A 20,959-nucleotide genomic window follows, 5' to 3' on the forward strand; every position below is an offset into this window, starting at 1 on the left:
TCCTCCTTATTCGATCAGTTTGATAAATTTACTGCTGAAATTCTCAAAAATAGGTTCAGCTAAGATTTCCTGCTGTACTTTTAGCTGGTCAACTAACCTAATGATTGCTTTAGTCACGACCGTAATTCCTTCATTTTCGACATAAGAAGGCGAAACTAAAAAAACAAAATGAATTTCTTGATATTGATCCCACTGCATCCCAGAAGGAATCAATGCAACGGCTACCTTTGTTTCGATTCCAACTGGAACAGCGGGATGTGGGACTGCCACTGTATCACTGAATATGATTTGTCCCATATTTTCACGTTGCTGGATCTGCTTTCGCATTTCTCTTATATATCCTTCTTCTTCATTTATGCTCAGCTTTTGCAGCAAATCATGAAGAATTTCTTCCTTTTTCGGTTCGTACGTATAAGTCTTGAAAAATTTTTCAGACAACTGTTCGGTGTAAATCTGCTTTTTTTGCTGTAGAGAAAATGCTGGTATCGGTCTATCTGAGGAATGATAGGGTATAGATTCTCCAACTACCTTTCGTATTTTACGAACATCATCTTCATTCAAAAAAATACTGACATGTAAAACTGGAATTTTGAAAAACATTGTCGAAAGATCAATAGAAGAAATAATCAGGTCGATTCCTTTTAAAGTTGTTTCATTGATCTCATAATAGCCTTTTACACTTACCACTGTAATATTTTTACCGAATTCACTGACTACGCGATTCTTTAATAGTTGGGCACTGCCGTAACCCGTTGCACAGATAATCAATGCATGTAGTTTATGCGCAGCTCTTTCTTTTTCCAATGCCGCCATGAGATGCAAAGCCAAATAGGCCCATTCATCTTCATTGATGGTATAGTTTTTCAAAGCCGGCATGTTGCTGAAATGCCTTTTTACTGCGTCAAAGACTTTGGGATTTTCTTTCTTTATCTCCTCAGTCAATGGGTTCTCAATGCGAATACCTCGGCTCAATCGAATCATCATCGGTGACAAATGATCGAGTAGTCCATTGAAAAGCTGGAGATCCTCTACTAATGAAAAATGAAATTCCTGAGACAATCTTTTCAGAACTTTCGCTAATTCCTTTGATAGTTCCTGATCATTTTGATTTTCTTTGTGATTCGACTTAGCCATGAGATGTAATGTCAAATAAGCAATTTCTTCTTCGGGAAACGATACACCTGCGATTACCTCAATACGTTGAACGATCCGCTGCGCCACTTGATACTCTACTCGCTTAGAAACTTCTTGTTCGATGCCTAATTCCTTGATTTCAAACCCTTCTCGGAGCCGTTTGATCCCCAAAGCCAAGTGTAAAGTCAGATTCTGTATGATAAAATCCGAAACTTTTAACTTAGCTTCTCTTGTTTCATCGAGAATGATAATGACTAGCTCTTCAAAACTGATGTCTGGGAAAAAACGGCTTTGCCCTAAATATTCTTTCAATGAATTTCCATAATGGTTTCCAAAAAAAGTATCCATGATAAAATGCCGTCGATTTCTTTCTTCCCCTTCGATCCATGTCCCTTGACCATGCTTAGAAACGATTTTTAGTGAATATGGAATCAATCGCTCCTTGATTTCTTGCATGTCCTTTGTCAAACTGGAACGACTGATATAAAGCTCTTCTGCCAAATCATCCATAAAAAGAATGGCATCTTCCAAAAGCAATTGGTTCAATATATACTTTTGTCGATCTTCGGACTCATAAAATCCTTGCGGTTCTCTAGCATATCCAGGTACTATTTCTTGCCGACTCAAAAACAAGTCAAATGTCAGTCTTTGTAAAATATGCAGTTGGTAGCCATAACCTGGTTTAGCAATGATCTTACCTCCGTTTTTTTCTACTAACTCTTTGATCCGCTGCAAGTAATTACGGATTGTCCGATCAGATAATAACAATTCAGAAGCTAAACGTTGACTGGTGACATACTCCTTCTTGTGATCAATCAAATATCTCAACAGCAATTTTTCCTTCTGTTTCATTATCATCCACTCCTATTCCATCATATGTTCTCTTCGATCACCTCTGCTAACTTCTGGATGCCTGTAGGGATTGGGACATACGCTTGGAAAGGGATACTAACAACAGGCTTTCCAACAGATTCTCCTAATTTTTTGAATTTATCCAAAAACATCGTCGTTTGCGGGCTGATCAGAAATAAATCAAAATCACTATTCTTAATCATATTATCGCCTTCTGTAGCTGAAACTGCATCTACGAGTACCTCTTCTCTTTTTTGCTTAAAGAAATCCGTTGTCTTTGAGGCCATCATCGAGGATGACATTCCTGCCGCACAAATAATCAATGCTTTTTTCATAAATCAATCACTCCTTTTATTTTTATAAACCAAGCATATCTTGTAAGCGTTTTCTATTCAAAATATATATTTCCGTAGCATTGCGGAAAAAATGTGTATCATATCTTGAATAATAATTTCTGGCACCGTGATATACTAGTGATAGAATTTTTTCAGGAGGGGATTTAGTGAGTATCACAGTGAATATTTTGTATACAAGTACAAATGGACAAGCCAGAAAATTTGCAGAAGAAATGGTCGAAAGAAACATTGTCAAAGCGATTCGTGCAGAAGAAGGAAACGAGAAATATGACTATTACTTTCCACTAGAAGATCCAGAATCTCTTTTACTGATCGACCGTTGGAAAGATGAAGAAGCAATCGAAAAGCATCACAAATCCGAAATGATGGCTCAAATAAACGAACTCCGTAAAAAGTATAAATTAAAAATGAAAGTCGAACGTTTCACTGATTTACCGTAAAAAGATACACATGGAATGATAGCAATTTATCATCCATGTGTATCTTCACTTTTTCCTTATTTTTTATTCGATCTCATCTAATGATTCAAACCGTGTTTTTCTCTTATTTTTCGGATAAGTATTTCAGTCACCCCAATATACATGATTCCTAAACATACCCCAAGGATATTCTCAAAAATGCGGATCGTTACTGCTCCTGGAACCCCGAATAAACTGGCAGTGATTGCCAAAGCACCAAAAGAATTAAAAACTGTTTTATATCTATAGGTAGAACAAACACCTAAAGCTAGACCACCTAATATACCGACCCAGTTAAAAGGAATAAATTGGCTGATACCAATAAATAAAACACATCCAATCAATGAGCCAATGATTCGGTCTACTGCTCGTTCTTTGAAACCAATCGACATCAATCCATAGCTAGATACAATAGAAGAAAATGCAAACCCTGCCCACATCAATCGCTGAAAAGGGACATACTCTCCTGCAACGATCAAAAGACTAATGCCAAATGCATAGATGAGCATCCAAATTTTTTCCTGCGAATACATGCCTTTCAAAAAAATCTCTTTAAACAAGCTTTTGTCTTTGTTCTTTTCTCGATGTTTTCTGTAAAGGAGAACTGAAAACCAACAAAAAAACAAAAATAATAAGCTACTTGTTTGTGTAAAGAAATTCTTGTTCAACGAATCTTTAGGTAACGAATAAACAATAAAGAGATATGAAAAGCCGTACAAAGAAGCATTCCCCATTTTGGGATCACTAGCGGTTGCCATTAATATGCTGCTTAGTAAAATAAAATGAATCAACATGCCCATAACTGACCATTTGATCAGCTGGACATACGGTGCTACTAATAGTGAGAACATGACGATTGCTAAACCTATGATCGAATGGGAAATCTTATAACCAAAGTCAACAAAACGAATACTCATCAACATACAGAATAAAACCACAGCGTATGGTTTATGCTTCGATTCAAATAATGTTGTAATTATAATGATAAAACAAATGGCAAACAATACGATGAATAATGATCGTAAAAACAATGAACAAATATACATGCACTTTTCTTTTTTAGAAGCTGCTTCTCGTATTTTTTGTTTTAAAATAAACGGATCTAGTTGTAGAGACTGATAAAAATCCACCTGTTGTCGTCCTTTCTTTTTACTTTTATTTTTTACAGTCATCTATGACAGGTTGTAAATACTATGGAACATCATATGGCGTTGTCATTTTCTTGTCAACTATTTTTCCTATTCATGTTTTTATAAAAAAACATATCGTTTTCTTGTATGATTAAATCACCACAAAATAAACAACTGAGAGAACGATATGCTTTATGAATGGTTCTATCAAAAAAATTCTGAGATCAATAGACAAAAATTTGATGATTACAGAGGTCTCTTACGAAACCTTACAGAAGAAAAAAACATTGATCGTTGCTGCAGTTCTCTTCCCTGCTCCATGTGTCTGTAGAAATTGTGGTTCTGCTGTGGTAGATGGAAATAGGAAATTAATGGTGGTGAAAAACAAGAAGAAGGAAACCATTGTCCACTTTGAATAATATAATCATATGCCAATGGTTATACGCCTAAAAAAGCAGCGCTATACCTGTAAAAACTGTCGAAGCCATTGGAACGCTCAAAGTTATTTTATCCGTCCAAGGCACTCGATTTCAAATCATGTCAGACATAAAATCACTTCTTTACTGACTGAAAAAGTGTCGTTATTTTTTATTTCGAAAAGTTGTTAGGTATCTTTGACAACCGTTATTCGCACATTGAAAGAGTTGAGAAGCTATTTACCAAAGTCTTCCAAAAGAATTCTGTCTTGAGTGTTGAGGGTTGTGAATTTCGTTCTCACGTTTCCGTTGAGGATAAACTGAGTTTTATTTCCGCGGATGGCGAGACAGAAAAATTAATCGAGAAAATTTACCTACACAAAAAATTCCTCGATTAACAAACTATTTCCTTAGCTGCACTAATCCTAAAGAAATAGAATTCTTAGTTACAGACATGAACGCCACCTACTTTCAGCTCACCAAACATGTTCTACCAAATGCGAAATTGGTGATTGATCGATTACTTGGTTTTTCCACGCCTTTCAAGGAGGCGTAACCTTTATTCACGAGTTGGTTGAAGCTTTCCGAGACAAAAGACCCGACTTGTTTTTCTCCTTATTGACAAAGAGCCATTAAAACTAGAGAAAAAATTACAACTGATCGCTGATTATTTGTAGAAAGAAAATCAAAGTATTACCCAATAAACTTGAGTCATTAGGCAAAAAACACTGCGAAACTCAAGAATGATTTTCGCAGTGTTTTTGTATATTTTTTATTAACTAGTATTACTACAAAGGTTTATTTTTCACTTCTCAACGCAGCACAAAATTGTCTTTACTTATTTACTGGTTGGGTTCAACCTTCTCTACTCCGATACTAATATTTGTTTGTATACCCCTTCTAAAATCGGTAGTTTCCATTCAATTGATGGGTACTAGTTGATTTTAAAAACTATGCTTATTCAATTTTTTATTTTAGCTCATATATTTCGTTTCTTTCTAAATTTTATACTGATGAAAACAAGTAGCACACCCAATATTGACAATATAAACTGGCTAATGATGGTTTCTCCAGTTTTTGGAAGATGCTTATTTCCACTGCTTGTTGGATTGTTTCCTCTTATATCTGAGCTATCAGCAACTTTTCTATTCTCTTTTGTTAAAAAGATCGCCACTTCTTGTTCTTTTTCGATCTTGAAAGTTACTGGTGTCGCATCCAATTCATACCCCGTTGGCGCTTGAGTTTCTACCAGCTGATATGCTCCTGGTGCTAAGCCATCTATCGCCAGTTTTCCATCTGCTCCTGTGGTTAGACCTGACTGCAGAACGGTTCCATTGGCATCTTGTAACTCAAAAACAGCTCCTTGCAGGACTTCTCCGCTTTGGTCATCGATCTTTGTCAACACGACACCGCCTGGTGTAAGTCGATTTTCTTTCGTCAATTCTACCACCGCTGTCTGACTTCTTTCGATCTCAAACTCGATTGGTGTCGCATCCAATTCATACCCCGTTGGCGCTTGGGTTTCTACCAGCTGATACACTCCTGGTGCTAAGCCGTCAATCGCCAGTTTTCCATCTGCTCCTGTGGTTAGACCTGACTGCAGAACGGTTCCATTGGCATCTTGTAACTCAAAAACAGCTCCTTGCAGGACTTCCCCGCTTTGGTCATCGATCTTTGTCAACACGACACCGCCTGGTGTAAGTCGGTTTGCTTTCGTCAATTCTACCACCGCTGTCTGACTTCTTTCGATCTCAAACTCGATCGGTGTCGCATCTAATTCATACCCCGTTGGCGCTTGAGTTTCTACCAGCTGATATGCTCCTGGTGCTAAACCGTCAATTGCCAGTTTTCCATCTTCTCCTGTAGTTAGACCGGTTTGTAGCGTTTCTCCTTCTCGGTTCTGTAACTCAAAAACAGCTCCTTGCAGGATTTCCCCGCTTTGGTCATCGATCTTTGTCAACACGACACCGCCTGGTGTAAGTCGGTTTTCTTTCGTCAATTCTACCACCGCTGTCTGACTTCTTTCGATCTCAAACTCGATTGGTGTCGCATCTAATTCATACCCTATTGGCGCTTGAGTTTCTACCAGCTGATATGCTCCTGGTGCTAAACCGTCAATTGCCAGTTTTCCATCTTCTCCTGTAGTTAGACCGGTTTGTAGCGTTTCTCCTTCTCGGTTCTGTAACTCAAAAACAGCTCCTGCAGGATTTCCCCGCTTTGGTCATCGATCTTTGTCAACACGACACCGCCTGGTGTAAGTCGGTTTTCTTTCGTTAATTCTACCACCGCTGTCTGACTTCTTTCGATCTCAAACTCGATTGGTGTCGCATCTAATTCATACCCTATTGGCGCTTGAGTTTCTACCAGCTGATATGCTCCTGGTGCTAAACCGTCAATTGCCAGTTTTCCATCTTCTCCTGTAGTTAGACCGGTTTGTAGCGTTTCTCCTTCTCGGTTCTGTAACTCAAAAACAGCTCCTTGCAGGATTTCCCCGCTTTGGTCATCGATCTTTGTCAACACGACACCGCCTGGTGTAAGTCGGTTTTCTTTCGTCAATTCTACCACCGCTGTCTGACTTCTTTCGATCTCAAACTCGATTGGTGTCGCATCTAATTCATACCCTATTGGCGCTTGGGTTTCTACCAGCTGATATGTTCCTGGTGCTAAACCGTCAATTGCCAGTTTTCCATCTTCTCCTGTAGTTAGACCGGTTTGTAGCGTTTCTCCTTCTCGGTTCTGTAACTCAAAAACAGCTCCTTGCAGGATTTCCCCGCTTTGGTCATCGATCTTTGTCAACACGACACCGCCTGGTGTAAGTCGGTTTTCTTTCGTCAATTCTACCACCGCTGTCTGACTTCTTTCGATCTCAAACTCGATTGGTGTCGCATCTAATTCATACCCTATTGGCGCTTGAGTTTCTACCAGCTGATATGCTCCTGGTGCTAAACCGTCAATTGCCAGTTTTCCATCTTCTCCTGTAGTTAAACCGGTTTGTAGCGTTTCTCCTTCTCGGTTCTGTAACTCAAAAACAGCTCCTTGAAGGACTTCACCACTGCCTTCAGCATGTTTAATTAGTTCAACACCACCCGTATCAAGGATGTTTTCAATGGTTAACGTCACTTCTTCTATGGAGTATTCATTTATAAAAACATCATGTACCGTCGCATCTAAAAGATACCCTTCCGGTGCTTCTGTTTCTCGGACTTGATAGCTACCTACAGGAAGCGGTTCACTTAAAAATTCTCCGTTTTCTGCCGTTATACCTTCTTGTATCACTTGTGAATCGCTTGATAAAATTTCAAATTTTGCTCCTGCCAGCCTTTGGCCATTCTCATCAGTTTTAATTACTTTAATACGCCCATCGATTTTCCTTGTTCTTACAGTACTCGTATTCAATCGATTGTCACTATTCACAAGCGTTGCAAAGTTTAAAATTTGATCGCCGACCGCATACGCCTCTACATTGACCTTAAAAGAGAGGGTAAAACTTGTCGGACCACCAATCGTATTATTCGCACTGAAACGAACTATTCCATTATTGACTTCGGCATCAATGAAAGAGGGAATATCTGATAGAAATGACACAAATTCCATGCCTTCTTCCAAAACATCTTCAATAACAAGCGTATTGCTTGTTCCAGAAAACATCGAGACATGCAGAGTATACGTTAGTTCATTTTCATTGAGATTGATAACATTTTTGTCCACACTTTTTCTTAAAGAGATTGCCGGAAGATTACTTTCAGGGATTCTCAAGCGGTAGTCTCGGCTCATTACCTGATTATTGTAGGTCATACTCGCTCGATTCCGAGAAAACCCATCCTCTTGTCTTCCTTCATTGAACAAGTCGACATCGGTCACTTCAAGAGCATATTCAATAAAATACGATTGACCCTCTGCTAGATTACCAAAGTCCACAACAAGTGTATTCGTTTCCTTATTAAAAGATACTTTGTCCACAAATTCCTCGGAAACATAATGAGTTCTAACGTTTGCTTCACCTGGATTCGTTACTTCTGCGATCCGAACCCCACCTGAAATAGGTTCTCTATTTCCAGTGGAACTCCATGTAGTCGGATTCGGTGCCAAAGTTGTTCCTTGCGGTAGTACATCGGTAACCACTACACCGTCTTTTCGTGATCCTTCATAATTTACCTGCAAAATAAATTTATTACTGTTGGTCACGTCTTGCCCGTCAATCAGCAGATTCCCAAGATTTCCTTGGCTGTCGATTTCTCTAGAGCCATAGTATAATTTCGAAAAAATGGGTCTTGATGAAGGAATAGGCGTAATTGAAAATTCCGTGTTTGCTGCTCGCTCAGCATAAGTAAGACTCACTTGAAAGTCATTATTTGGCTCAGTACCGCCTGATTGAAAGAAAGCAACTTCAAACGTGATACTGAATGTATACGACTGAGCGGCTTCATTTAATCCTTCATAATCAAAGGTAAATGGAAAAACAACGTCTGTGCCTTCTTGGTAAAATGCCAGTGGCTTTAAAGGTGAATCATCAGCGACCTCCACTCTAATGAACTCAATTAAGCCAATCGATGCTCTAGGAACTCGTACGACCATCTCCCCATATTCTTCAAGAATATCGCCAGCGCCTCCTTGAATGTATCCCTTTAACGTTTGTGTATGCCTGCTCGGCAAAGTGGGGCGCTCAGCAGAGATGCCGATGTCATAATTCAAGAGCTCCTCTTGTCTTTCAATCTGAGATTCCTGCGTTATAGATGGCTCAGATGATCTGGCTTCATTAAAAGATTCACTTAAGCTTTCTTCTGGTATATTAAAAGATTCACTTGTACTTTCTTCTGGTACATTAAAAGACTCACTTGTGCTTTCTTCTGGTACACTGATTTCTATTGAGACCGTATTTGATTGAATATCACCGCTTCTTGCGGTCAATTCGTATTTACCTGAATGCTGGGAAGAATAAGTAATCAGACGTTCGTAATCATTGAGTTGCTTCACTTCCCCTTCAATCAAATCCTCACTCTTATCAATGACCAATGCATTTAGCAGGTCTGGTGTTCCTCTGACTCGCAACTGGAACTGCTCACCCAAAGCAGCCTCCTCTTGATCAACTTCGATCGTCAGCGAACGCTCTGGCTGTTCTGCTAAAGACTCAGCTAGAACCGTTATGTTCCCAAATTGATTGATCACAATAAGCATAACTAGAAACATACTTAACAGTTTATGAAATTTGTTCCTCACTATTACTCCCCCTTATAATTTTGACTAAACAACAAGGTACCCGATAATTTTCTAAAAAGATTCCCCAACTCAAAATGGCTGCGTTACCTCCCTCGTATTTTCGGTTCAACTCAAGCGTTGCAATGTAAGCTGTAAACAAAGCTAATGATTGCCGATTGTCTTCTGTTGATTGATTCGATAGCTTTGTATGACTTTTAGTTGTCCGTGTGGCTTAACCATAATTATGATTTCACGATTCCTCCTGCCAGTGCCTTGCACAAGCTGGAGCGTAACCCTAATAGTTATTTTGTTAATGTACTTATATACTTTTATACTTTTCCATTAGAAACAATCACTAAATCGTTGATACCAAGGTCAGACTCTAGAATTTCATCAGTGAGTCCCTGTATTGGTTAACCTTCATCAATCCCAAAAAAATATATCAATGCTTAGCATCAAAATGAATATATAGTTTAGAATACTTGGGATTCATCGATAACTGATCGCTTATTTGGCCATATTATTTGGCACTTGGTTCAACTAAACGCATTTAGGATGTTCCTTCATTCTCGTCATGGATGTTCTCAAACCGTCATTACTAATAAACTGTCCACCGAATCGATGGTTCATTTCTTGCATTTTCCACGTCCAATTACTCTTTTTGCTCTTTATTTGGGCGTAGTTTTACTTTCTTAACTTGTATCGTCTTCCATCAACTCCTTAATCATCTTCTTAGCTTTATTGGCTCGGTTTCCTTGTAAAAGGTATCTACAAATAGTGACAATCTGTATTAAATCTTCATCATTTTCTGTAATGTCAATAATTTCTATATTCTGTACCATATATTGCAAAGGGTTTCACTAAGTTCATAACCGAAGCGAATTAAACAACTTTTGTATAGAATAACTACCTTTTCTATTTTTCCATTGGTAATTCTATCTATTAATTGGTTTAATCCTTTTGTTGTAGTTGATTCCACTACCAAGATGATTCTCTCGAATTTTAAAGCTTGAAGATGTATTGCTATTTTTGCTAACTGGCGTATTTGCAACTATTTTTCCCTTCTATTCTTCCTTCATTGATTCCCCTCTAAAATTACTATCCATAAAAAATTGCATAAATGACAATAGTATTTATATTAGTCATACTGCTTTTTAACACAGCAAATTCCAGAAAAACATTCGTTACATATTTGTGAATTTTTCCAAAAAATAACATTTTTATAAAACAACGAAAAATAAATCACTACCAGTCAACTTCTATAATATTACCAAATAACAAACTAACTATCCATCAATAACGTGTTTTATTTTTTAAAATTTCTATAAAAAAATAATCATTCTTAAAAAGAATATATAAAAATAACAATAACCTTTGTGATTTTTCTTGTTTGAAGAATGTTAGAAGAAAAATCTCTAAATACTTATAATTATTTTATAAGCAAAAAAATGCTATCGGTAGTATCACCGATAGCTGAGGAAAGTCACAGTAGGGACTATTTGATTAAAAAATATGTTTATTCAATCCATCTATTTATTTTTGCCTTATTAACATATTGTAATAATGTAAGCAACAATGTATTTTAAGTGTAATGCTTTTATGCACCTATTTAATTTATCATTCTCATCTGATACAATCTCACTCATAACAATATGAATTTTTCTTCTCATTAGTCTCAGTTCACCATGAATTATACATAACACCCAATACAATTATTTTTCCATACTTTTTTAAGAGGACAATTACATCGTATATATCGCTAAGAATTGCAACCATTCCATTTTTAAAGACATATTTCCTCTAAAAAACTAAAATTCTATCTATCCACGACTAATAATCCCCCACATTAAACCCGTAATCGAACCAGAAAATTTTTCTTTATAACTAAAACAACCATCATTTTCGAGTTATCTTAAACACATATTTCCTATTTTTTCATTTCTATCCATGCATGATAATATTCAGTTCTGATATTGTTTTCATCCGTATTCGTCAATAGATACTGGCCGATCACTTCTCCTGTTTTCCATCCTTTTTCATACATTCTTTCTCTGATTTCTAAAATATTATTACGTTCCGCATGGTTCATCTCGGATTTCAATAAGAATCGACGATAAACAGCCGTATCTTTTTTCTCCCAAATCACGTCTTGAGTAAATAAATGTACTTCACTAGGGTCGATAAAAAATCCATACATCGTCTGTGAACTGGAAGCTGGCATACTCATCATCCCAAAGCTTGAATAGTTAGGTAGAAATTTTTTGATTTCCACAATATCTTCAAACTCCGTTGAGATCATACAGTCAAAAGGGATCTCTTCTACAGGAAATTCTTCCTCGTTTGTATCGATCATCAATTTCAACTGTTTTTTTCGCTCCCTTATCTCTTTTTGTTTTTGTTTCATCACCACCAGTTCTTTATGGATTCTTCTTTCTGTTTCATCAAGTGTCTCATATAACTCCGTCAATGTTTTTCCATATAAATTCTTCATCTGTTTGATCGGTATATCTAATTTTCTATAAAAAACGATATCATAAAGCATAAAAATATCATCGATATCAAACAATCGATAATCATTCTCTTCTTGTCTACTTGAACGGATTAATCCTTGTTCATCCCAATAGCGGATCGTTGATTTTGGCAAATCAAATAGTTCCGATACTTGGCCAATCGTATACATTTTTTTCATTTTTTCTCACCTCTTTTTCAGTTTATTCTTTTTTCTATTGACCTTCAAGTTACTTGAAGGTATAGAATCGAAAAGTATCAGGAAAAAAGGAGGAATAATATGTCTATCTTAAAAACATTCTTACAGAAAAACAAAGGACTCGCTCTCCTTACCTTTGTGATGATCTGTTTACAAATCGCCGGTACATTAGGTGTACCAAAATTAGTAGCAAAGCTGATCGACACAGGTATAGCAAGTGGCGAAGCCTCAGTTATAAAAAAAATTGGAGTTGAAATGCTGCTTGTAGCGTTTCTAGGAACAATCGCTGCAGTTGCCTCTAGTTACTTTTCAGCATTGGCTTCCGCTAGGTTTGGATTCCAAACGCGGGAGAAATATTTCCGTAAATTCCAACAGCTGTCAATGAAGGATATCAGTCGTTTTAGTTCTGGATCTCTTTTGACAAGAATGACGAATGATGTCGATAATGTCCAGCAAATGATTGTTTTATTTTGCCAAATGATCTTACCAGCACCGGTTATTTGCGTTTTCACCATTCTCATGATGTTTCGTTATTCTCTATTACTAACATGGGTTACATTGATCTCTGTTGTTTTTTATGTATGGATTGTTTATCGACTGATGAAACGAGGGGCACCTTTATCTTTGAGTATCCAGCCAAAAATGGATCGGATCACCATCACATTGAGAGAATTCTTTACTGGGATTAATATGATCCGTGCCTTTGATAATCAATCATATGAAGAAAAGCGAACGAATAAGAGCTTTGCTGACTATGCTAATCAAATGATCAAAGTGAACCGAATATTTGCTTGGGTCACTCCAATTGCTTTTTTGCTCATGGGAATCGTTTATGCTTCTATTTTGTGGTTTGGCGGAAATCTTGTAGCAGAAGGAGCATTACAAATCGGTGTCGTGACTGCTGTAGTCGAATACTCTATGCTGACACTTGCTTACTTGATGATCGCAGCTATGGTATTGGTCATTATCCCTAAATCGTTTGCCTCATTACGACGGATAGAAGAAATACTGCAAGCAGAGATCGAAATTGAGGAAGAGACGATCAAAACAGTAGCTGAACCAACCTTTGATCAGACAAATGCAGCTGCTTTTGAACATGTCACATTTAAATATACTGAAATCTCTGATCCAGTTCTAGAAGATATTGATTTCACAATACCTAAAGGAAAAACAACAGCGATCGTTGGCGGGACCGGATCTGGAAAAAGTAGTTTGGCGAAACTTCTCTTGAGACTTAGTGACCCTACGATAGGAAAAGTAACCCTTGGTGGTATTCCTCTTACTCAAATGACTCAAGAACAGATCCGCTCCCACATCAGTTATGTCCCTCAGAAGGCTTTCTTATTCAGCGGGACAATTTTAAGCAACTTGCAGATGGGAAATGAATATGCCTCAACAGAAGAGTTGTCTAAAGCGATCAAGATCGCTCAATTAGAAGAACTAGTGGACACCCTTCCTGACGGATTGGACAGCTTTGTTGCTCAAGGCGGTTCTAATTATTCAGGGGGCCAGAAACAGCGGATATGTATTGCTCGAGCGTTGATCAAACCAGCAGAGATCTATGTATTCGATGATAGTTTCTCCGCTTTAGACTATAAAACAGATGCAGCATTAAGAGCAGCCCTTCATAAACACATGTCGGAGAAAACTCTCGTGATTGTTGCTCAACGCCTCAGTACAATCCAACAAGCAGATAACATCATTGTTTTAGATGAAGGAAAAATCGTTGGACAAGGTACTCATGAAGAACTACTGTCTAATTGCCAAACTTATCAGGAGTTTGCAAAATCACAAGGAATATAGAAAGAAGGGATACGATGGAAAAGAAAAAAACGTTGAACACGCGTGCTTTGATACGTTTTTGGAAAATGATCAAACCTGAACATAAATATTTTTACGGATTGTTTCTATGCAGTTTATTCGGGAACCTATTAGTCGTAGCCATGCCCTTGATCATGGGAATCGGGATCGATGATCTCTTATCAGAAATAAGAAAAACAGGTATTGGACAGCTTTCTTTCAGTGATATCAAACAAGCATTGTTGTTCCCTGTCTTATTGCTGATCGGCTGTTCAGTCTTAAGCAGCATCACTTCATTTATTCAGGAACGGACAATGGCAGCGTTAAGCGAAAAGATCACATTGAGGGTGCGAAAAGAAATCACAAAAAAATTCAAAACATTACCGATGTCGTTTTTTGACAATCATCAAGTAGGTGACATCATTAGTCGGACAACTACCGGTCTCAATCAACTTTCTCAAGTGTTATTGACAGGTATCAATCAATTTTTTACTTCTGTCGTAACAATAGCTGCTGCTGGTCTGATGCTGTTTTATATCGAAAGCAAGCTTACTTTGCTCGTCTTATTGCTGATCGTTGGCAGTTCAATTGTTACAACTAAGATTGCGAACAAAAACAAACAGATTTCTGAACATAATCAGTATGAACTGGGTGTTTTAAATAATCGAATGGAAGAAATCTTAGCTGGTAATCTAGTGGTCAAAACATTCAATCAGCAAGCTCATGCAGAAGCTGCTATACACGAAGTAAATAAAAAGCAATACAACGCTTTTAAACGTGCTCAATTTATGAACTTTGCTATCTATCCGGCCATTCGTTTCATTAATCAACTCGCCTTCATCATAAGTGCGGTATTCGGTGCTATGCTTGTTCTATCAGGTGGTGTGACGATCGGCTTCTTACAAGCTTATCTTCAGTACATCAATCAGATTTCTGAACCAATTTCTACCGCTTCTTATGTGATCAACTCGATCCAATCCGCAATGGCAGCAATCGATAGGATATTTGAGATATTAGATGAAACAGATGAAATTCCAGACCTTCCAGATGCAAGACTTTTAGAACAACCGAAAGGAAAAATAGCTTTCAAAAATGTACAGTTTGGTTACACATCAGATAAAATATTGATGAATCAAGTCGATTTTTCAGTAAAGCCAAAACAAACGGTAGCGATCGTTGGTCCAACTGGTGCAGGAAAAACGACTTTAGTCAATCTGCTGATGCGTTTTTATGAACTGAATAAAGGAAAGATCGAATTCGACGGTCTTGATATTACCAAGCTTTCACGTGGAGAACTACGTCGTTCTTTTGGGATGGTTTTACAAAATACCTGGCTGTTTGAAGGAACGGTAGCTGATAATATCGCCTACGGGAAAATGGATGCCACAAGAGAACAAATTATCGAAGCGGCTGAAATCGCACAATGTGATCACTTTATTCGAACACTGCCAGACGGATATGATACGATCATTTCTAGCGAAAACGGCACGTTATCTCAAGGACAGCAACAATTATTGACAATTGCTCGAGTCATTCTAGCGAATCCTCCTGTCGTTATTTTAGATGAAGCAACTTCTAGCGTAGATACACGAACAGAAGCATTGATTCAGCAAGCAATGGAAGCTGTGACAAAAGATAGGACAAGTTTTGTGATTGCACACCGTTTGTCAACGATTGAAAATGCAGACATGATCCTTGTAATGAAGAATGGCGATATCGTCGAAAAAGGAACACATTCTGAACTACTCCAATCACCAACGCTTTATGCCAGTCTTTATAATAGTCAATTTCAGATAGCGTAACAAACATTATCTAAAAAGCTATCGATCATGTATGATTAGTCCATGATCGATAGCTTTTTTAAATGTACTAGTGGTGCCACTAGAAACACAAAGAATAATACTAATGATACTTTTTGGATAGCTCCTTCAGTTTCGTTCGGTAAGTAGTGACAAAAGACTTGTCACAATCCCTTTTTACGAATAAACGGTGTTCAAGAGACAACCTATCGGCAATAAGACACGATCTTGTAAAATACGAGAAGCTATACTTCAAAATCGCTTCTTGTTGCTCTTGTCAACTCCGAATCACGAGTTACACTATTCAACAAATATGAGAAGCTGTTTTTTGAATTTGTTTCTTGTGACTCGGTGCTGAACGTCAGGCTCACAATCTCTCTTCTTTAATCTCCTTGTTCTACTTGCGATAGTTGCTGAACGAATTGCCATGTTTCCCCGTTATCAGTTGAACGGAAGAGGCAGGCAAACATTTTCCCTGCATCGATTGGTCCTTTTTTCAACAAATAAAATTTTGTCTCTAACGTATTCGCGCTTATTTGAGTAACTTCATTTGGTGATTGAAAAAGATCTATCCCCCCTGTCTGATAGTTTTCCGGAATCGACAGAACTGATTCTTTGAATGAGCGTCCTCCGTTGTTTGTATAAAACAAACTTTCACGTGTCGAAACAAAACCTAAAGAAGTTGTAACGAAGCTGACATTTTGTACTGGCTGATTGATCATTGTACTTCCACTTTTTATCCAAGTGATTCCGCCATCCATAGTAGTGTAAATGTACAAAGTTTCTGCAGACATCCCACTGGCTGATGTACAGATAAATAGACCATCGTTGCCATAAAATACCGCTTTTCGATAACGTATCGGCTGAACTGATTGGGTGATAATAGACGTTTGCCATGTTTTACCATTATCTCTTGAAGTCAGCAGACGTACATCATCCCCAGAAGAATAGATAAACCATGAGAAATCGGCGGAAATATCATATGTGTTGTCCATCCAATAACCTTCAGGAATCAGCCCCGTTGTCAGGGTGTATTCGCCAAAACGCAACCATTGCGAATCAATCGGCACAAATACCCAATTAGCACCACTATCTGTTGTCATATAGAGAGAGTGCGTCTCTGTATCAAGTTTGAGATCATTTATCTTTTGTGTTGTCAAATTTACCTTTTGCTTAGGATCAGCTAACAACCCTTCATTTGTCTTTTGTATATGCGTATCGTTAGTTGAGTTCATTGTCATGTGAGAAGCAGCATTTATATGAGAAGACATTTTTGGCTGAGTGTATCTCCCATAATAGATTGTTCCAGCTAAAAGAATGAGGAAAAAACCAGTGACTAATGTACTCATCTTAGTTGTCAGGTATCCACCAGGCGAAGACTGGCTTTTTTCCCATCTGGGTTCGTTTTCTAGTAAAAAAATATGGAATGTGTTCATTCCGAATTTTGATTTGCTTTCGCCTAAGTAGATAGGTAAATCATCAAGTGATCTCAGCAATAACTGGCAATCACTTTTTTGTATCCGAAAAGCTTGACTCGTCGAAGTCTTCTCAAAATAAAGATAGTCATCATCTTGAGAAGTTGGTTTATTATGTAAAAACTGTTGTGCTCTTTGACTAAGCCATTGATCGAAATGACGCGACAATTGATGGTAACGGAGCCAAATAAGTAGAAGAAAAACAATAAGCACAACAATTGTTATTCCGCCAACTCCCCACGAAAAGTGATACAAATTATTTAATTTTTGCATCCCTTCAGCTGAACGGACTACTGCACTCATATGGCGATATAGGAACGATACAGCTCCGAAAAAAAGCAAACCAGAGAAAAATACTAAGCTTAAAAGCTTGAACATTATTCTTTTCGCTCTTTTTTTCGCTTTCTCGATAATTTTTTGTTTAGCTGATAATACTTCGATAATAAATAGTTCTTGATCCATTTGTCTCTCCTTTTCTCATACTTCATTCATTATGCGTCAAAATCCATACAATCACTAGTCCCACTAATAAAAAATTTATGAATTTGGTATGTACTCTCAATTTCAGGTAGTTTATACATCAAAAAATACTAAGATTAATAGACAAAAATTTGATGATTACAGAGATCTCTTACAAGACCATTCAGAAGAAAAAGACATTGAACGTGTTTGAGAACATGAAAATCAAAACCTTTTTGATCAATCAATTAATCAATTTGAAATAACAAAAAATCTGAGACAGAATGAAGTTCATTCTGGCCCAGATTTGATTTTGCACAACTCATCAGTCCTTATTGACAAAGAGCCAATTAATTAGCAACGATATTGACTAACTTGTTTGGTACCGCAATAACTTTTCTGACTGTTTTGCCTTCAATATATTCTTGCACTATTTCATTGGCTAATGCTGCTTTTTCTAGCTCATCTTTTCCTAAGTCTCGGGGAACATTGCTTTTCGCACGAACTTTACCGTTTACTTGGAAAACAACTTCTACTTCGTCTTCAACAAGTGCTGCTTCATCGTATGTTGGCCATGGTGCGTAAGAAATACCACCATCATTTCCAAGGATTGCCCATAGTTCTTCACCCATGTGAGGAGCAATCGGTGCGAGTAGTTGAACAAATCCTTCGATATATTCATAAGGCAGAGCGTCCACTTTATAGGCTTCATTGATAAAGACCATCAATTGGGAGATTGCTGTATTGAAATGAAGATTTTCATAGTCTTCTGTCACTTTTTTCACTGTTTGATGATACACTTTATCAAGCTTGCCATCATTCAATGTAGTGATACGGTCACGCATTTTATTGTTCTCATCAACGATCAAACGCCATACACGATCCAAGAATTTACGGCTTCCTTCTAAGCCATTTTCGCTCCAAGCAATCGAAGCATCTAATGGCCCCATGAACATTTCGTACATGCGCAGTGTATCTGCACCGTAAGTTTCGACCACATCATCAGGATTGACTACATTACCACGAGATTTTGACATTTTTTCGTTGTTTTCGCCTAAGATCATTCCTTGATTGTATAGTTTTTGGAATGGTTCTTTTGTAGGAACAACACCGATATCGTATAAGAATTTATGCCAGAATCGTGCATATAGTAAATGAAGTACCGCATGTTCTGCTCCACCAATGTAGATGTCAACTGGTAGCCAACGCTTCAACTTTTCATAATCTGCTAGTTCTTTTTTGTTATGAGGGTCGATATAACGCAGGTAATACCATGAGCTTCCTGCCCATTGTGGCATTGTATTCGTTTCGCGACGGCCTTTTTTACCTGTTACAGGATCAACGACATTGACCCACTCCTCGATATTTGCTAATGGAGATTCTCCAGTACCGCTTGGCTTGATGTTTTTTGTCTTAGGCAACCGTAATGGTAGCTCTTCTTCTGGGACAGCTGTGACTGTTCCGTCCTCCCAATGGATGATTGGGATTGGTTCACCCCAGTAACGTTGACGGGAGAATAGCCAGTCACGTAAGCGATAGCTGACTTCTTTTTTCCCTACGCCATTTTCTTCTAGCCATTCATTCATTTTATCGATTGCTTCTTGTTTGTTCATGCCGTCTAGAAATTCAGAGTTGATGTGCGTACCATCTTCTGTGTAAGCAGCTTTTTCAACATCTCCACCTTCGATAACTGGAAGAATTTCTAGTCCGAAAGTTTGAGCGAATTCAAAGTCACGTTCATCATGTGCTGGAACAGCCATGATGGCTCCTGTGCCGTATGAAGATAATACATAATCGGCGATCCAGATTGGGATTTCCTTGCCATTAACTGGATTGATTGCATAAGCACCAGTAAATACTCCTGTTTTTTCTTTTGCAAGATCCGTTCTCTTTAGATCTGATTTTTTAGCTGTCTCTTCGATATAAGCTTCTACAGCAGCTTTTTGTTCAGGGGTCGTAATTTCTCTAACAAGATCTAGTTCAGGTGCAAGAACCGAGTAAGTTGCACCGAATAGAGTATCTGGTCGTGTCGTAAATACGGTATAGGATTTATCCGTACCAGCCACTTTAAATTCAATATTTGCTCCTACTGAACGACCGATCCAATTTCTTTGCATTTCTTTAATGCTTTCTGGCCAATCAACTAATTCTAGATCATCCAATAAGCGATCAGCATAAGCAGTGATTTTCAGCATCCATTGGCGCATTGGTTTTCTGACTACATCATAGCCACCACGTTCACTTTTCCCATCGATCACTTCTTCATTTGAAATAACTGTTCCTAATTCAGGTACCCAGTTTACCGCTACTTCTGCTTCATAAGCTAGACCTTTTTCATAAAGCTTCGTAAAGATCCATTGTGTCCATTTATAATACTCCGGATCAGTTGTATTCACTTCGCGATTCCAGTCATAACTAAATCCTAAAGAATTGATTTGCCGTCGGAATGTTTCGATATTTTTTTGGGTAAACTCAGCTGGATCGTTTCCTGTATCTAGCGCATATTGTTCAGCAGGCAGACCGAATGCATCCCACCCCATTGGATGCAGCACGTTGTATCCTTGACTTCTTTTCACACGTGAAAGGATATCCGTTGCCGTATAACCTTCAGGATGCCCTACATGTAGCCCTTGACCGGATGGATAGGGAAACATATCCAGTGCGTAAAATTTTGGCTTTTCAGGATCATCATGGGTGTTGAAAGTATTCGTTTTTGCCCAGTATTTTTGCCATTTTTTCTCAATTTCTTTATGATTGTAACTCATTTGCTGTCCTCCTGTTCTATTGAAAACACTTGTTTCTATTATAAATATAACGAAAAAACCGGCAGAATCTGTTTATTTTTATTTCCTTTTGCTTTGTTTTCTCAAACTTCACAAAAGAAATAAAAAAATCCTATAAAAAGATTGCTCTTTTTATAGGACGTAATCTACGCGGTACCACCTAATTTTACCTTAGTGAAAAGGCCTCGAACGTTGTAACGGCCGTCACCGCCGCTTGCTTACTCGGGTATTCAGCAAGGGCAACTCAAAGGCGAGTTCAAAAGCATCCGTGCACATTCTCACCAGCCATGCGCTCTCTGAAACTTCAGTCTTTTTACTACTTCCTTTTCAAGTGTTGTCATATTTAAGTAGCCTTATAGTAACAAATATTTTTGTGGAATTCAATCGTTATTTC

General features: G+C 37.9%; 10 protein-coding genes, 3 pseudogenes and 1 other annotated feature. Of the genes and pseudogenes, 4 read left to right on the forward strand and 9 right to left on the reverse strand.

The window, feature by feature from the left end; all coding sequences use genetic code 11:
• Positions 1-6: 6 nt before the first annotated feature.
• Together PYW34_RS11170 and PYW34_RS11175 are read right to left on the reverse strand one after the other, a co-directional pair.
• Positions 7-1,986: a BglG family transcription antiterminator gene (locus PYW34_RS11170; protein WP_002334566.1), complete on the reverse strand. Its 1,980-nt coding sequence runs from the start codon at positions 1,984-1,986 to the stop codon at positions 7-9.
• A gap of 20 nt (positions 1,987-2,006) precedes the next feature.
• Positions 2,007-2,321 carry a PTS cellobiose transporter subunit IIB gene (locus PYW34_RS11175; protein WP_002285948.1) on the reverse strand — a complete coding sequence of 105 codons (315 nt, stop codon included), beginning with the start codon at positions 2,319-2,321 and terminating at the stop codon, positions 2,007-2,009.
• 167 nt (positions 2,322-2,488) lie between these two features.
• Here PYW34_RS11175 and PYW34_RS11180 point away from each other — a divergent pair, with 167 nt between their 5' ends.
• On the forward strand, positions 2,489-2,782 hold the full coding sequence (locus PYW34_RS11180; RefSeq protein WP_002285944.1) for an antibiotic biosynthesis monooxygenase family protein: 294 nt from the start codon (positions 2,489-2,491) through the stop codon (positions 2,780-2,782).
• Between the two features lie 77 nt (positions 2,783-2,859).
• Here the strand turns inward: PYW34_RS11180 and PYW34_RS11185 are convergent, their stop codons facing one another.
• On the reverse strand, positions 2,860-3,972 hold the full coding sequence (locus tag PYW34_RS11185) for an FUSC family protein (protein WP_002321621.1): 1,113 nt from the start codon (positions 3,970-3,972) through the stop codon (positions 2,860-2,862).
• A gap of 152 nt (positions 3,973-4,124) precedes the next feature.
• Between PYW34_RS11185 and PYW34_RS11190 the strand changes: the two are divergent.
• Positions 4,125-4,973 (forward strand): annotated as a pseudogene (locus PYW34_RS11190) (transposase); the annotation flags it as partial.
• Positions 4,974-5,325: 352 nt separating this feature from the next.
• Here PYW34_RS11190 and PYW34_RS11195 read toward each other — a convergent pair.
• From PYW34_RS11195 to PYW34_RS11210, 4 genes and pseudogenes are all read right to left on the reverse strand, one after another.
• Positions 5,326-6,489, reverse strand: a pseudogene (locus PYW34_RS11195) (MSCRAMM family protein); the annotation flags it as partial.
• Positions 6,490-6,491: 2 nt separating this feature from the next.
• Entirely contained in the window at positions 6,492-9,563 is a 3,072-nt protein-coding gene (locus PYW34_RS11200; protein WP_016249808.1) for an MSCRAMM family protein, read from the reverse strand.
• A 671-nt stretch (positions 9,564-10,234) separates the two neighbouring features.
• A pseudogene (locus tag PYW34_RS11205) lies at positions 10,235-10,528 on the reverse strand (IS607 family transposase); the annotation flags it as partial.
• Positions 10,529-11,469: 941 nt separating this feature from the next.
• The gene (locus tag PYW34_RS11210; protein WP_002285922.1) at positions 11,470-12,231 is read right to left on the reverse strand and encodes a MerR family transcriptional regulator; all 762 of its coding nucleotides are present in this window, start codon (positions 12,229-12,231) and stop codon (positions 11,470-11,472) included.
• Positions 12,232-12,330: 99 nt separating this feature from the next.
• Between PYW34_RS11210 and PYW34_RS11215 the strand changes: the two genes are divergently transcribed.
• Positions 12,331-14,052, forward strand: coding sequence for an ABC transporter ATP-binding protein (locus PYW34_RS11215; protein ID WP_002285920.1), 1,722 nt, complete (start codon positions 12,331-12,333; stop codon positions 14,050-14,052).
• Positions 14,053-14,066: 14 nt separating this feature from the next.
• Positions 14,067-15,851 carry an ABC transporter ATP-binding protein gene (locus PYW34_RS11220; RefSeq protein WP_002333183.1) on the forward strand — a complete coding sequence of 595 codons (1,785 nt, stop codon included), beginning with the start codon at positions 14,067-14,069 and terminating at the stop codon, positions 15,849-15,851.
• A gap of 380 nt (positions 15,852-16,231) precedes the next feature.
• Here the strand turns inward: PYW34_RS11220 and PYW34_RS11225 are convergent, their stop codons facing one another.
• Together PYW34_RS11225 and leuS are read right to left on the reverse strand one after the other, a co-directional pair.
• Positions 16,232-17,785 carry a WD40/YVTN/BNR-like repeat-containing protein gene (locus PYW34_RS11225; protein WP_002285917.1) on the reverse strand — a complete coding sequence of 518 codons (1,554 nt, stop codon included), beginning with the start codon at positions 17,783-17,785 and terminating at the stop codon, positions 16,232-16,234.
• Positions 17,786-18,132: 347 nt separating this feature from the next.
• Positions 18,133-20,547 (reverse strand): leucine--tRNA ligase, encoded by a 2,415-nt coding sequence (leuS, locus tag PYW34_RS11230; protein WP_002285916.1) that lies wholly within the window; start codon positions 20,545-20,547, stop codon positions 18,133-18,135.
• Between the two features lie 150 nt (positions 20,548-20,697).
• Positions 20,698-20,904, reverse strand: a binding site (T-box leader).
• Positions 20,905-20,959: the final 55 nt, after the last annotated feature.

Origin of the sequence: Enterococcus faecium, from assembly GCF_029023785.1 — a bacterium.
Classification (GTDB): Bacteria; Bacillota; Bacilli; order Lactobacillales; family Enterococcaceae; genus Enterococcus_B; species Enterococcus_B faecium.